This window comes from Cellulosimicrobium marinum, assembly GCF_020551945.1.
GTDB classification, from domain to species: Bacteria; Actinomycetota; Actinomycetes; order Actinomycetales; family Cellulomonadaceae; genus Cellulosimicrobium; species Cellulosimicrobium marinum.
Genome location: NZ_JAJBZH010000001.1, coordinates 296,084 through 308,086 on the forward strand (window position 1 = coordinate 296,084; position 12,003 = coordinate 308,086).

Here is a 12,003-nt window from a genome sequence, read left to right on the forward strand (position 1 = left end):
CCCGTCCGTCAAGTCGCCCGAATTCCGCATCCTGCCACAATAGAAGGCACTGGCGTCGCGCTGTCGTCGTGCTCCGGGGCAAATCCGCGGGACCAGCGTGCTCCAGGAGGAGGTGCCGTGATGTCGATGCACGGAGAGTCGGAAGTCCTGCTCACGCCTGCCGAGGTCGCCAGCCTGTTCCGGGTCGATCCCAAGACGGTGACGCGCTGGGCCAAGGCAGGCAAGCTGTCCTCGATCCGTACCCTCGGTGGGCATCGCCGGTATCGCGAGTCGGAGGTGCGCGCGTTGCTGGGCGCGGCGAGCGAACCGGCCGAGGGCCCCGACAAGAGCTGACCCGATCGGTCGGGTCGCGCGCGGCCCGACCCGGGGAACCCCGTCCCCGGGGCGGTCCCGGCGGGGCCGAACGGCCCGTCGATCGGGCTGTCGGAAGCCCTCAGGAGCGGCGGCGCAGCACCGCGGCGAGCACGAGCGCGGCGCCGGCGGCGGCCGCACCGAGCAGCACCTTGACGTTGCGCGAGCGGTCGGGGTCCTCCTCCGGGAGCCCGCCGCCGGTGAGGAACGTCCCGGTGTCGGTCGCGGCCTGCTTGGCCTGCTGCGCGACCTGCGTCGCCTGGACCCGCGGGTCGAGACGGGTCGCGAGCTCGTCGATGGTCCCGGCCAGCTCGGCGCGGGTCCGGGCGATCTCGTCCTCGAGCTGGCTCGGGGACGGCGTGGGTGCCTTGTCGGGCGCGCTCACCGGCGGACCCCCTTCTTGATCGTCTCAACGTCTTCCTTGATGCTCTCGACCGCGGTCGTCGGCGTCGGCGGGACCCCGCGCTGGAGCTGCTTGACGCCGACGAACGCGAGGCCGCCGGCGACGAGGACCAGCGCGAGTCCGACGATGAGCGCGGCGAGCCACGTCGGCATGACCGTGGCGAGGCCCTCCATGCCGGACGCGAAGAGGAACCCCAGGCCGTAGAGGACGAGGACGGCGCCCACGACGAGCATGCCGATGCCGACTCCCGCGTGCACCGCCTTGTCCTTGAGCTCGGCCTTGGCGAGCGCGATCTCGGAGCGGACCAGGCGGGTCGCCTGCTCGGACAGTCGTTCCACGAGCTGCCCGACCGTCGGCTTCTGCTCCTCGGGCGGGATGCGCCCGTCGATCCAGTCGCTCATCTCTCCGCCTCTCGCCGGTGGTCGTCCTCGTCCAACTCAACCGGCCGCGGGGTTGCTCCGCAACTTCCCGCAGGTGGTCGCAGCACGAGAAAACCCCCGCCCGGTCCCGGGCGGGGGTCTCGTGGGTGGCTCCGACCGGCGTCGATCCGGTGACCTTTCGATTTTCAGTCGAACGCTCTACCAACTGAGCTACAGAGCCTTGACACGAGAGCCCGGGCGGCCGATGTCGACCGGCCCGGGCTCTCGCCTCGCGCGACCCTGACGGGACTTGAACCCGCGACCTCCGCCGTGACAGGGCGGCGCGCTAACCAACTGCGCTACAGGGCCTTGCATTCGTTAACGTCCGCCGTCCGGCGGCCCGCTTTCGAACCGAGAGGATCGTACCGTACCGATGAGCCGATCCGTAAATCGGCCGGTGACCACCGGTCCTGGTGCGACCTCGCCGTACCCCCAACGGGATTCGAACCCGTGCTACCGCCGTGAAAGGGCGGGGTCCTAGGCCGCTAGACGATGGGGGCTCGAGGACGTCGGCCAGTGTACAGCGGGAGAGGATGGTCCCGTGGTGGAGATGACGCGCGAGGCGTTCGAGGACGCGGTGCGGGACGGGCTGGACCTCGTCCCCGCGGACCTCGCGGCCCGGATGGACAACGTGGTGGTGCTCGTCGAGGACGAGGCGCCCGCCGACGACCCCGAGCTCCTGGGGCTCTACGAGGGCGTGCCCCTCACGGAGCGGGGCGAGTTCTGGGCGGCGGGGTCGCTGCCCGACCGGATCACGATCTACCGGAACCCGACGCTCGCGATCTGCGAGACGCGTGAGGACGTGGTGGAGGAGGTCGCCATCACCGTGGTGCACGAGATCGCGCACCACTTCGGCATCGACGACGACCGCCTGCACGAGCTCGGCTGGGGCTGACGCCGCCCGCCCGGTCGACCCGGGCTGGCCGACATCGTCGAGCGCCGATATCATCGCCACATGACGATGAATGGCACGGGTCACGACCACGAGGCGGTGGCGCGTCTGCTGCACGCGCTCGCCGAGCCCAGCCGCCTCGCGCTCGTCCACCTGCTCACCGGGACGGAGCGGCGCGTCGTCGACCTCACGCGCGAGCTCGGTCTCGCGCAGTCGACCGTCTCCGCCCACCTGACGATGCTGCGCGACGCCGGGGTCGTGGCGGTCCGGCAGGAGGGACGGTCGTCCTGGTACCGGCTGCTGAGGCCCGAGGTCGCGCACCTGCTGGCGGACGCCGAGCACGTCGCGCTCACCCCGCTCCCCGGCTCCGGGGAGACCTCGTGACGGGCCACGTGACGGGCCACGCTCACGGCGGCCACGCCCACGGGACGGCGACGGGCGCGCACCGCCGCCGCCTCGCCGTCGTCCTCGCGATCACGCTCGCCGTCATGGTCGGGGAGGTGGTGGGCGCGCTCGTCTCCGGGTCGCTGGCGCTCCTCGCCGACGCCGGGCACATGCTCACCGACGCCTCCGGCATCGCCATCGCGCTGTTCGCGAGCTGGCTCGCGGGGCGCCCGGCGACGACGCGCCGCACCTTCGGCTGGCAGCGGGCCGAGATCCTCGCGGCCCTCGCCAACGGGCTGCTGCTCGCCGCCGTCGCGGTCACGGTGGTCGTCGAGGGGGTGGCGCGGGTCGCGGCGCCCGAGCCGGAGATCCAGGCCGGGGTGATGATCGCCGTCGCCGTCGTCGGGCTGGTCGCGAACGCGGTCGGCCTGCGCCTGCTGTCGGCCGGGCAGGCCGAGAGCCTCAACGTGCGGGGCGCGTACCTGGAGGTGCTGGGCGACCTGCTCGGCTCCGTCGCGGTCGTCGCGGCGGGCGTCGCGGTCGCGGCCGGGTTCCCCCGGGCGGACGGGATCGCGTCCGTGGCGATCGGCCTCATGATCCTGCCGCGCGCCGTCCTGCTCCTGCGCGACGTCGCGCACGTCCTCCTGGAGGCCACGCCCCCGGGGGTCGACCTCGACGCGGTGCGGGAGCACATGGAGGGCGTGCCGGGCGTCGTCGGCGTGCACGACCTCCACGCGTGGACCATCACGTCGGGCGTGCCGGTGCTCTCGGCCCACGTGGAGGTCGAGGCGGAGCGGATCGAGCGCGGCGAGGGGACCGAGGTGCTGCGGCGGCTGAAGTCCTGCCTCAGCGGCCACTTCGACGTCGACCACTGCACGTTCCAGATCGAGCCGCCGGACATGCGCCGCACGGAGGCGTCGGCCCACCACTGAGGTGCGTGCCGAGCGCCCTCCGCGCGCGCCCTGGACGGCGCGGTGGTGCGGCCGGGGCCGCCGATAGGCTGGCCGCATGACGATTCTGGTGACCGGCGGAGCAGGCTACATCGGGGCCCACGTGGTGCGGCTGCTGCAGGAGAAGGGCGAGGAGGTCGTCGTGGTGGACGACCTGAGCACGGGCAGGGCGGACCGGGTCGGCGGCGCCGAGCTGGTCCAGGTCGACGTCGCGTCGCCCGAGGCCGTGGACGTCCTGACCCGTGCGCTCACCGAGCACGACGTGCGCGCCGTCATCCACTTCGCGGCCCGCAAGCAGGTGGGCGAGTCGGTGGAGAAGCCGGCGTGGTACTACCAGCAGAACGTCGGCGGCTTCACCAACCTCGTGTCGGCGATGCAGGCGGCGGGGGTCGACAGGCTCGTGTTCTCGTCGTCCGCGGCGACGTACGGGATGCCGTCGGTCTCGCTCGTCGAGGAGAAGCTGCACGCCGAGCCGATCAACCCGTACGGGGAGACCAAGCTCGTGGGCGAGTGGCTCGGTCGTGCGGCGGGGCGCGCGTGGGGCCTGCGGTTCGTCGCGCTGCGCTACTTCAACGTCGCGGGGGCGGGGTGGCCCGAGCTGGGCGACCCTGCCGTGCTCAACCTCGTCCCCATGGTGCTGGACCGTCTCGCGCGCGGCGAGCGCCCGAAGATCTTCGGGGACGACTACCCGACGCCCGACGGCACGTGCATCCGCGACTACATCCACGTGCTCGACCTCGCGCGCGCGCACCTCGCGTCCCTCGACTACCTCGAGACGGACGAGCGCCCGTTCGACGTGTTCAACGTCGGCACGGGCGAGGGGTCGTCGGTGCGCGAGGTCGTCGACGAGATCGGGCGCGTGAGCGGTCTCGACGTGACGGTGGACGTGGAGCCGCGCCGTGCGGGGGACCCGCCGCAGCTCGTGGGGGACCCGCGCCGGATCAACGAGGTGCTCGGGTGGCGGGCCTCGCAGGGGCTGCCCGAGATCATCTCCTCCGCCTGGGAGGCCTGGCAGGCGGGCCCGCGCCGGATCGAGGTGCCGTCCGGCGTGTAGCCCGGGCCGTCCCGTGCGAGGATGCATCCCTCAGCATGCTGAGGAATGCGGGGCGGCGTCTGCCCTGCACTCCGACGACCGGGACGAGGTGGTGGCGGTGGGCGCCGAGCAGGACCTGTACGACCGGACGGCGGCGCGGGCGAGCAGGCTCGTGCTCGCGTCGTACTCGACGTCGTTCGGCCTGGGCGCGAAGATCCTCGACCGCGAGACGCGCGACGGCATCGACGCCGTCTACGGGCTCGTGCGCATCGCCGACGAGGTGGTCGACACGTGCCGCGGCGACATCGCCGGCGAGCTCCTCGACCACCTGGAGGAGGAGACGGCGCGAGCGCTGCGCACGGGATGGTCGACGAACCTCGTCGTGCACTCCTTCGCGCGCACCGCGCGCCGCTGCGGGATCGGCCACGACGAGGTCGACCCGTTCTTCGCGTCGATGCGCGCGGACCTCACCGTCCAGGTGCACGACCGCGCGAGCTTCGAGCAGTACGTGTACGGCTCCGCCGAGGTCGTCGGGCTCATGTGCCTCGCCGTGTTCCTCAACGCCCACCGCCGCCTCGGGCAGCCCCTCACCGTCCCGGACGAGACGCTCGTCCGGGGCGCGCGGGCCCTGGGCGCCGCGTTCCAGAAGATCAACTTCCTGCGCGACCTGCGCACCGACTTCGCCGAGCTCGGCCGGTCGTACCTGCCCGGGGTCACGCCGGACCGCCTCCGGCGCCGCGACGTCGACGACTTCTGCGCGGAGATCGACGCCGACCTCGCGGCCGCGCGCGCGGCCCTGCCGGGCCTTCCTGCGCGGGCGCGCCTGGCCGTCGCCGCGACGCTCGCCGTCTACGACGCCCTCCTCGCCCGCCTGTGCGCCACCCCGCCGGCGGAGATCCTGCGTGCCCGGGTGCGCGTGAGCGACCCCACGAAGGTCGCGCTCGCGGCACGTGCGGCGAGCTCGCAGCTCCTCGTGCAGGTCGCGCCGTCCTTCGGCCGCCCCGTCGGCGCGCGCACCCGGGCGGGCGTGTGAGGGCGCCGCGCGTCGTCGTCGTCGGCGGGGGCATCGCCGGGCTCGCGACCTCCGCCCTGCTCGCGCGCGGCGGCGCGCGCGTCACGCTGCTCGAACGCCACGACACCGTGGGCGGTCGGGCAGGGACGCTGGAGCTCGACGGGTTCCGGTTCGACACCGGACCGTCGTGGTACTTCATGCCCGAGGTGTTCGAGCACTTCTTCGGGCTCCTGGGGGAGCGCGTCGAGGACCATGTCGACCTCGTGCGCCTCGACCCCGCCTATCGGGTCTTCTTCGAGCCGGACGACGCCGCCGGAGCCGCAGCGACCTCGCTCGACGTGTCGGCGGACCGCGCCGCGACGCTCACCGCGCTCGACGCCCTCGAACCCGGCGCCGGCGAGCGGGTCGGCGCGTACGCGGACGACGCGAGCGAGGCGTACCGCCTCGCGCTCGACCACTTCCTCTACACGACGTTCGAGCGCCCCGACCGGGCCCTGTCGCCCGAGGTCCTGCGCCGACTCCCGCGGCTCGCGGGGCTGCTGCGCCGCACGCTCGCGCAGCACGCCGCAGGGGCGGTCGACGACGCCCGGCTGCGCCAGGTGCTCGGCTACCACGCCGTCTTCCTCGGCTCCTCGCCCTACCGGGCGCCCGCCCTCTACTCGCTCATGAGCCACCTCGACCTCGTGGACGGCGTGCGCTACCCCCGCGGGGGCATGTACACGGTCATCGAGGCGATGGCGCGGCTCGCGCGTGCCGAGGGCGTGGACGTGCGCACCGGGTGCGAGGTCGCCGCGATCGACGTGGAGCCCGGTGCCCGACGCCGCGGGCGCGCCACGGGCGTGCGCCTCGCCTCGGGCGAGACGGTCGCCGCCGACGTCGTGGTGAGCGCGGCCGACCTCCACCACACCGAGACGCGGCTCCTCGACGCGCGCTGGTCGACGCGGCCCGAGAGCTGGTGGGAGACCCGCAGCCCGGGCATCTCGGCGCTGCTCGTCCTCGCCGGGGTGCGCGGCGAGCTGCCCGAGCTCGCGCACCACTCGCTGTTCTTCACGCGGGACTGGCCGCGCAACTTCGACGCGATCCTCGGGACCGACACGGCGAGCACCGTCGCCGGGCTCCGCGTCCCCGAGCCCGCGTCGCTCTACGTGTCGCGCACGTCCGCGACCGACACCGCGGCGTCGGGCAGACCGGCCGCACCGCCCGGGCACGAGAACCTCTTCGTGCTCGTGCCGTTCCCCGCCGACCCGGCGCTCGGCGCCGACGCGCCCTCGCGGCGCGCGCTCGACGGGCTCGCGGACCGCTACCTCGCCCAGGTCGGTGACTGGGCCGGGATCGACGACCTGCCGGGCCGCGTCGTCACCCGGCGGGTCCTCGGGCCCGCGCACTTCGCGACCGAGCTCTCCGCGTGGCGCGGCGGTGCCCTCGGCATGGAGCACACCCTGCGGCAGTCGGCGCTGTGGCGGCCAGGCGTCGCCTCCCCGCGCGTCGACGGGCTCTACCACGCCGGGGGTGGCACGATCCCGGGCGTGGGACTGCCGATGTGCCTCATCAGCGCCGAGCTCGTCGCCAAGCGGCTCCTCGGCGAGACGTCCGCGCGCCCGCTGCCCGAGCCGCTGCGCCCCGGATACCTCGCGGCGAGCCGACGCCCCGCACGCCTCGGCGCACCCGTCGAGGTGCGCCGGTGAGCGTGACCGGGCTCGCCTACCTCGGGGCGCTCGTCGTGTCGATCGGCGGCATGGCGATGATCGACCGGCGCTGGCGCCTCGCGTTCTGGCACGACGCACGACGCGCCGCCCTCACGGTCGGGCTCGGCGTCGTCGCGTTCCTGCTGTGGGACGTCGCCGGGCTCGTGCTGGGGATCTTCGCGCGCGGCGAGAGCCCCTGGATGACCGGCATCCTCCTCGCGCCCGACCTGCCCGTCGAGGAGGTCTTCTTCCTCACGCTGCTCTGCTACGTCGCGCTCGTGCTGTGGCGGCTCCTGGAGAAGGCACCGCGACCGCGGGACGGGGGACAGGCGTGACCAACATCGTCCTCAACGCGATCGTCCTCGCGGTGCTCGTCGTCGTCTCCTGGCGCGTCCTGCGGCGCCTGCGGCCCGGACCGCTCTGGCTCACCGTGCTCGCGCTGTGCGTCCTCACGCTCGTGTTCGACACCCTCATGATCGCCGCCGACCTCTACGTCTACGACCCGGACAAGATCCTCGGCGTGTACCTGTGGGGCGCACCCCTCGAGGACTTCGCCTACGCCGTCGCCGCGGCGCTCGGCATGCCCGTGCTGTGGACGGTGCTCGGCCGCCGCCGACGCCCGGTCGCCGACCACGACGCGGACCACGGCACCGACCACGACGCCCACCAGGAGGACGGCCGGTGAAGGAGGTCCTCGCCGCGTCCCGCCCGTTCTCGTGGGTCAACACCGCCTACCCGTTCGCCGCCGGCTACCTCGTCGCGACCGGCGGCCGGGTCGACGTCGCGCTCGTCGTCGGCACCCTCTACTTCCTCGTCCCGTACAACCTGCTCATGTACGGCGTGAACGACGTCTTCGACTACGAGAGCGACCTGCGCAACCCCCGCAAGGGCGGGATCGAGGGGGCGCTCGCAGACCCCGCGACCGCGCGCGCGACGCACCGGCGCATCCTGTGGGCGTGCGCCGTGACCAACGTGCCGCTCGTCGCGTGGCTGCTCGCGCTCGGCGACGCCGCCGCGGGCTTCGTGCTCGCGCTCGTCGTGTTCCTCGTCGTCGCCTACTCCGCACCGGTGCTGCGGTTCAAGGAGCGGCCCTTCCTCGACTCGGTCACGTCGTCGATGCACTTCGTGGGCCCGCTGCTGTACGCGCTCGTCCTCGTGGACGCCGACCTCGCGGCGCGCTCGGTGTGGCCCGTGCTCGTCGGGTTCTTCCTCTGGGGCGTCGCGTCCCACGCGTTCGGCGCGGTGCAGGACGTCCGGGCCGACCGAGAGGCCGGCATCGGGTCCGTCGCCACGGTCGTGGGCGCGCACGCCACGGTGCTCGGCGCCGCGGCGTCGTACGTCGCCGCGGCCACCGTGCTCGCCCTGCTGCCGTGGCCCGGCTGGCTCGCGGCCCTGCTCCCGCTGCCGTACGCGCTCAACGTCCTGCGCTTCCGGGACGTGCGCGACGCCGACTGTGAGCGCGCCAACGCCGGGTGGCGCACGTTCCTCTGGCTGAACCTCGTGACCGGCTTCGTCGTGACGATGCTCCTGCTCGTCACGGCGCTCGCCGGCTGATCCAGGGAGCCGACGCGATCGGTCAGTGCACGATCTGTGGACGAACCCGCGGGGGCGAGGCGCCGTCCCGGTAGCATCTCGCGCGGCATCAGGGGGCGCGCCTCTGTTGCATGGCACCAGGGGGACGCATGGAGAGAACTCGCACGATCGTCGGGGCCTGCGCACTAGCCCTTCTTCTCATGGCCACGTCCGCCTGCAGCGACGCGGTGATCCATGGACGTGATCCGATCGTAAACGCGGACGAGTTCCTCACCGAAGCGGACGCGCTCTTCGACGAGGTCTTCGCCGACGTCGATGTGGACGTCGCGCGTGTCGCTCCTGGCGCGCGCTGCTATCTCGAGAACCTCGGCGATCGAGAGATCAGTGACGAGCTCTACTGCGGCCCTGTGCGCCTGCTCGGCTACGACGAGCCGTGGTTCACGATGAGCTTCACCACCAACGTGCGTGACGACGAGGTCGTCCTGTCCGAGCCGGTCGTCGGTGACTACCGCAGCCCGACGGGGACCTTGTTTCGTCCTGACGGCCAGGAACCCGATGACCCCGCAAGCCTGGCGCCCCCAGACGGACCGCGAACGTCTCTGAAGGACTTCGCCGCGCTCGTACCGCTCGATGCGGTCCGCTCGATCGAGCTCAACGGGATCGAGAAGCCTGCGGAGATCCGTGCCCCCGCCGCGACGGTCACCGTGTCTGCACAGGTCGTGCTCGAGCACATCCCCGTCCCCGTTCTCGGTGCGCTCGACCCGAGCACGCCGCTCGACGCATCCCTGTACCGACCGGCCGAGAACCAGACACTCACCGGCTGGCAGATCGACATCGCTGACCCGCCGGATCTCGGGCCCTCCGACGAGTATTCCGCCTGGGCGGCGAGGGAGCAGTATCGGGACGCATCCCTCAGCCTCGCGGTCGGCGTCGGTAGTCAGCGGCTCGCGGTGGTGGGAGGACCGGCCGACACCGCGAACCCGCTCGGCGCGCAGGACGGTGACGGGGTCGCGAAGATTCCCTGCGCCGCCGTGCCGTGCACACCGCCGGATCCAGCGCGCTATCTCCTCGTGGTGTCCTCGTCGTCGTCGGAGGAACCAGCTCTCGTCGCGATGACGGACGGCGAGGAGGAGATCGTTCACCTCGCCGGAGGCGAGGTGGAGACGGAGCACTCGCGAGCGGCTTACAGCGACCTCCCGACCGTGCGGCAGGTTTCCGTCGCGTGGGGGACGAAGACCTTCGAGACAGTGTCCTCGGAAGAGCGCGGGACGTACGACCGCTCCCCGATCTCCTACAGCTACGGTGGAGACATCGCGAGCGTGTACCGCACTCCGTTCGACGCTGTACACGGGTGGGCGCCGGACGGGCGGGCCTGGCTCGTCGTCCCGCTGCAGAACGCGAGCCACGGTGCCCGCGGAACAGACTCGTCGCTGAACTGGTCGGAGTCGTGGGTGGCGGAGTTCGGCGACGAGGGCATCCATGCCGAGCCCGCTACCTCCGACGATGATCGAGCCGTGTTCCTCGTGGACTCCGACGCGACGACGTTCACGGTCTCATTCCGTCCGGTGGGCAGCATCGAGTACTCACGGATCGATACGTCCGGGATGACGCAGCACCGCAAGACGTTCAGTGCGCCGGAGGTTCTCACGTTCGACGTCTCGTTCTCCGACGAAGCGTCGTAGGTCAGGACGGGTCGCCGTACTCCCAGTGCCACGCCTCGGGGAGGGCGCCGCCGGCGCGCGCGAACTCCGGGTTGTCCCAGCCGAACGCCGGGGCGTTCTCCCGCATCCAGGTGTACTGCGCGGTGCCGAAGCTCTGGATCCCGCCGCTCAGGTCGAGCGCGAGCCCCAGGCCGTGGTTCGACGTGCCCGGGACGGCGGCGAAGTGACCGCGCGCCGCCTTCGTCGCGACCTGCGAGGCGTACGAGCGGTACGAGTCCGTGACCTGCAGGTCCGTGCCGAACTTCTCGCGGTACTTCACGTTGAGCGCCTCGATCTGGTGGTCGGCGTCGCAGCGCAGCATCTCGCCCGGCGCGAACGACAGCTCGCACAGCGTCGACTCGGGGATCCGCCCGTTGCCGTACCCCTCGGTCGAGGACGCCCAGGCGTCGAGCTGCGCGGCGACCTCCGCCGCCGACGGCGGGCCCGGGACGACCTCGACCGCGGTGCCGGCCTCCGACGCGTCGAGGAGCGCCCGGAGCTCCGCGGTCAGCGTGGTGATCTCGTCCACCGACGGCACGCCAGGCGCGGCGTCCGCGCTGGTCGTCTCCTCGTCGGCCGTGTCGGTGGCGGCTGTGTCGGTGGCTGCAGCGTCGCTGGCGGCAGGGTCGGCGTCGGTCGTGTCGGCGTCGGCCTCCGCCGACCCGGCCCCGTCCGGGGCGCTCTTCGCGTCGGCGGTCTCGCCGGCCACGGGCTCTGCGGCGGACGCCGTCGCGGTGTCCTCGTCACCCAGCGGGACGAGCGGTACCGAGAGGCCGCCGTCGGCCGTCAGCGGCGCGGCGAGGTCCTCGAGGGCGGTCCGTCCGGCGCTGCGGCTCGCCCGGTCCTCGACACGGTCGCCGAGCGGGCCCGCGTCGGTGGCGGTGGGGGTGTCCGCGGCGGTGGTCGCGTCGTCGGCCTCCCGGTCCGGGGCGACGTCGGCCTCGGCGGAGGACAGGGTCACCGTCCCCAGGGCGTCGACGGCGGGTGCGGTGGACCCGGAGGCGGAGATCACCTCGGCGAGACGCGTGCGCGCCTTCTCGATCTTCGCGGACTGCTCGGCCGAGAGCGCCCCCGAGCCCTCCTGGGTCAGGTACTCGGCGCGCACGAGCGCGTCGCTCGCGGCGTCGAGGACCTCCGGGTCGCTGATGGCTGCGTCGGCGACGAGCGCGCGGACGGTGGCGCCGGCCGCCGGGCTCGTGCCGTCGGCCGTCGAACCCGTCGTCGTGCCGGTTGTCGTGCCGGTCGTGGTGGGCGCGCCGGTCGTCGCGCCGCCGGCCGTCAGGGCCGCGGTCGCGGTGCTCGCCGTGAGGGCGACGGCGGCGACGGCCGCGCCCGCCCCGGTGAGGGTGCGTCGGGTCCCGCCGAGGCGGCGGGTCTGCGCGCGCAGGGGGGTCGCGAGGAAGGCCGCGCGCAGGGACGGGCGGGAGGCGGAGTGGCGGCCCATTCAGCGGCCTCCGCCGGTGCGGGCCCGGCGGGACGCGCAGGCGTGGTGGAGCGAGGTGGTCAAGACGTCGTCCGATCGTCGGTCGGGTCGCGCAGCGCCCGGACGGTCCGGTCCGGGGCGCAGGCCACCCACGCAGGGCGGTGGGTGGCCACGACGGTGTGTGCGGCCGCGGCGTCGGGGGACGGTCCGGCGCGCGG

General features: G+C 73.3%; 14 protein-coding genes and 3 tRNA genes. 11 read left to right on the top strand and 6 right to left on the bottom strand.

Annotated elements, in window-relative coordinates:
- The first annotated feature begins 120 nt into the window (after nucleotides 1–120).
- Nucleotides 121–333, top strand: coding sequence for a BldC family transcriptional regulator (locus LGQ04_RS01270; RefSeq protein WP_229242364.1), 213 nt, complete (start codon nucleotides 121–123; stop codon nucleotides 331–333).
- 100 nt (nucleotides 334–433) lie between these two features.
- Here the strand turns inward: LGQ04_RS01270 and LGQ04_RS01275 are convergent, their stop codons facing one another.
- The 5 genes from LGQ04_RS01275 to LGQ04_RS01295 form a co-directional block, all read right to left on the bottom strand.
- Entirely contained in the window at nucleotides 434–736 is a 303-nt protein-coding gene (locus LGQ04_RS01275) for a DUF3618 domain-containing protein (RefSeq protein ID WP_229241662.1), read from the bottom strand.
- A complete protein-coding gene (locus LGQ04_RS01280; RefSeq protein WP_229241663.1) occupies nucleotides 733–1,155 on the bottom strand; it encodes a phage holin family protein in 423 nt (140 codons plus the stop codon). The genes LGQ04_RS01275 and LGQ04_RS01280 overlap by 4 nt, the downstream gene beginning before the upstream one ends.
- Before the next feature lie 126 nt (nucleotides 1,156–1,281).
- Nucleotides 1,282–1,354, bottom strand: a tRNA-Phe gene (locus LGQ04_RS01285).
- Between the two features lie 54 nt (nucleotides 1,355–1,408).
- Nucleotides 1,409–1,482 (bottom strand) — tRNA-Asp (locus LGQ04_RS01290).
- Between the two features lie 118 nt (nucleotides 1,483–1,600).
- Nucleotides 1,601–1,673, bottom strand: a tRNA-Glu gene (locus tag LGQ04_RS01295).
- Nucleotides 1,674–1,723: 50 nt separating this feature from the next.
- Between LGQ04_RS01295 and LGQ04_RS01300 the strand changes: the two genes are divergently transcribed.
- The 10 genes from LGQ04_RS01300 (at nucleotide 1,724) to LGQ04_RS01345 (ending at nucleotide 10,344) form a co-directional block, all read left to right on the top strand.
- On the top strand, nucleotides 1,724–2,068 hold the full coding sequence (locus LGQ04_RS01300; RefSeq protein ID WP_229242365.1) for a metallopeptidase family protein: 345 nt from the start codon (nucleotides 1,724–1,726) through the stop codon (nucleotides 2,066–2,068).
- Between the two features lie 60 nt (nucleotides 2,069–2,128).
- Nucleotides 2,129–2,449, top strand: coding sequence for an ArsR/SmtB family transcription factor (locus tag LGQ04_RS01305; protein ID WP_229241664.1), 321 nt, complete (start codon nucleotides 2,129–2,131; stop codon nucleotides 2,447–2,449).
- Nucleotides 2,446–3,381: a cation diffusion facilitator family transporter gene (locus LGQ04_RS01310; RefSeq protein ID WP_229241665.1), complete on the top strand. Its 936-nt coding sequence runs from the start codon at nucleotides 2,446–2,448 to the stop codon at nucleotides 3,379–3,381. Before LGQ04_RS01305 ends, LGQ04_RS01310 begins: the two co-directional genes overlap by 4 nt.
- A gap of 76 nt (nucleotides 3,382–3,457) precedes the next feature.
- Entirely contained in the window at nucleotides 3,458–4,453 is a 996-nt protein-coding gene (gene galE, locus LGQ04_RS01315) for a UDP-glucose 4-epimerase GalE (RefSeq protein WP_229241666.1), read from the top strand.
- A gap of 97 nt (nucleotides 4,454–4,550) precedes the next feature.
- Nucleotides 4,551–5,465, top strand: coding sequence for a phytoene/squalene synthase family protein (locus LGQ04_RS01320; protein ID WP_229241667.1), 915 nt, complete (start codon nucleotides 4,551–4,553; stop codon nucleotides 5,463–5,465).
- On the top strand, nucleotides 5,462–7,129 hold the full coding sequence (gene crtI / locus LGQ04_RS01325; protein ID WP_229241668.1) for a phytoene desaturase family protein: 1,668 nt from the start codon (nucleotides 5,462–5,464) through the stop codon (nucleotides 7,127–7,129). Before LGQ04_RS01320 ends, crtI begins: the two co-directional genes overlap by 4 nt.
- Nucleotides 7,126–7,464, top strand: coding sequence for a lycopene cyclase domain-containing protein (locus tag LGQ04_RS01330; RefSeq protein WP_308016322.1), 339 nt, complete (start codon nucleotides 7,126–7,128; stop codon nucleotides 7,462–7,464). The genes crtI and LGQ04_RS01330 overlap by 4 nt, the downstream gene beginning before the upstream one ends.
- Nucleotides 7,461–7,814 carry a lycopene cyclase domain-containing protein gene (locus LGQ04_RS01335; RefSeq protein WP_229241669.1) on the top strand — a complete coding sequence of 118 codons (354 nt, stop codon included), beginning with the start codon at nucleotides 7,461–7,463 and terminating at the stop codon, nucleotides 7,812–7,814. Before LGQ04_RS01330 ends, LGQ04_RS01335 begins: the two co-directional genes overlap by 4 nt.
- The gene (locus LGQ04_RS01340; protein WP_229241670.1) at nucleotides 7,811–8,683 is read left to right on the top strand and encodes a prenyltransferase; all 873 of its coding nucleotides are present in this window, start codon (nucleotides 7,811–7,813) and stop codon (nucleotides 8,681–8,683) included. Before LGQ04_RS01335 ends, LGQ04_RS01340 begins: the two co-directional genes overlap by 4 nt.
- A gap of 128 nt (nucleotides 8,684–8,811) precedes the next feature.
- Nucleotides 8,812–10,344: a hypothetical protein gene (locus LGQ04_RS01345; protein WP_229241671.1), complete on the top strand. Its 1,533-nt coding sequence runs from the start codon at nucleotides 8,812–8,814 to the stop codon at nucleotides 10,342–10,344.
- Between the two features lies 1 nt (nucleotide 10,345).
- Here the strand turns inward: LGQ04_RS01345 and LGQ04_RS01350 are convergent, their stop codons facing one another.
- The gene (locus LGQ04_RS01350) at nucleotides 10,346–11,806 is read right to left on the bottom strand and encodes a M15 family metallopeptidase (RefSeq protein ID WP_229241672.1); all 1,461 of its coding nucleotides are present in this window, start codon (nucleotides 11,804–11,806) and stop codon (nucleotides 10,346–10,348) included.
- Nucleotides 11,807–12,003: the final 197 nt, after the last annotated feature.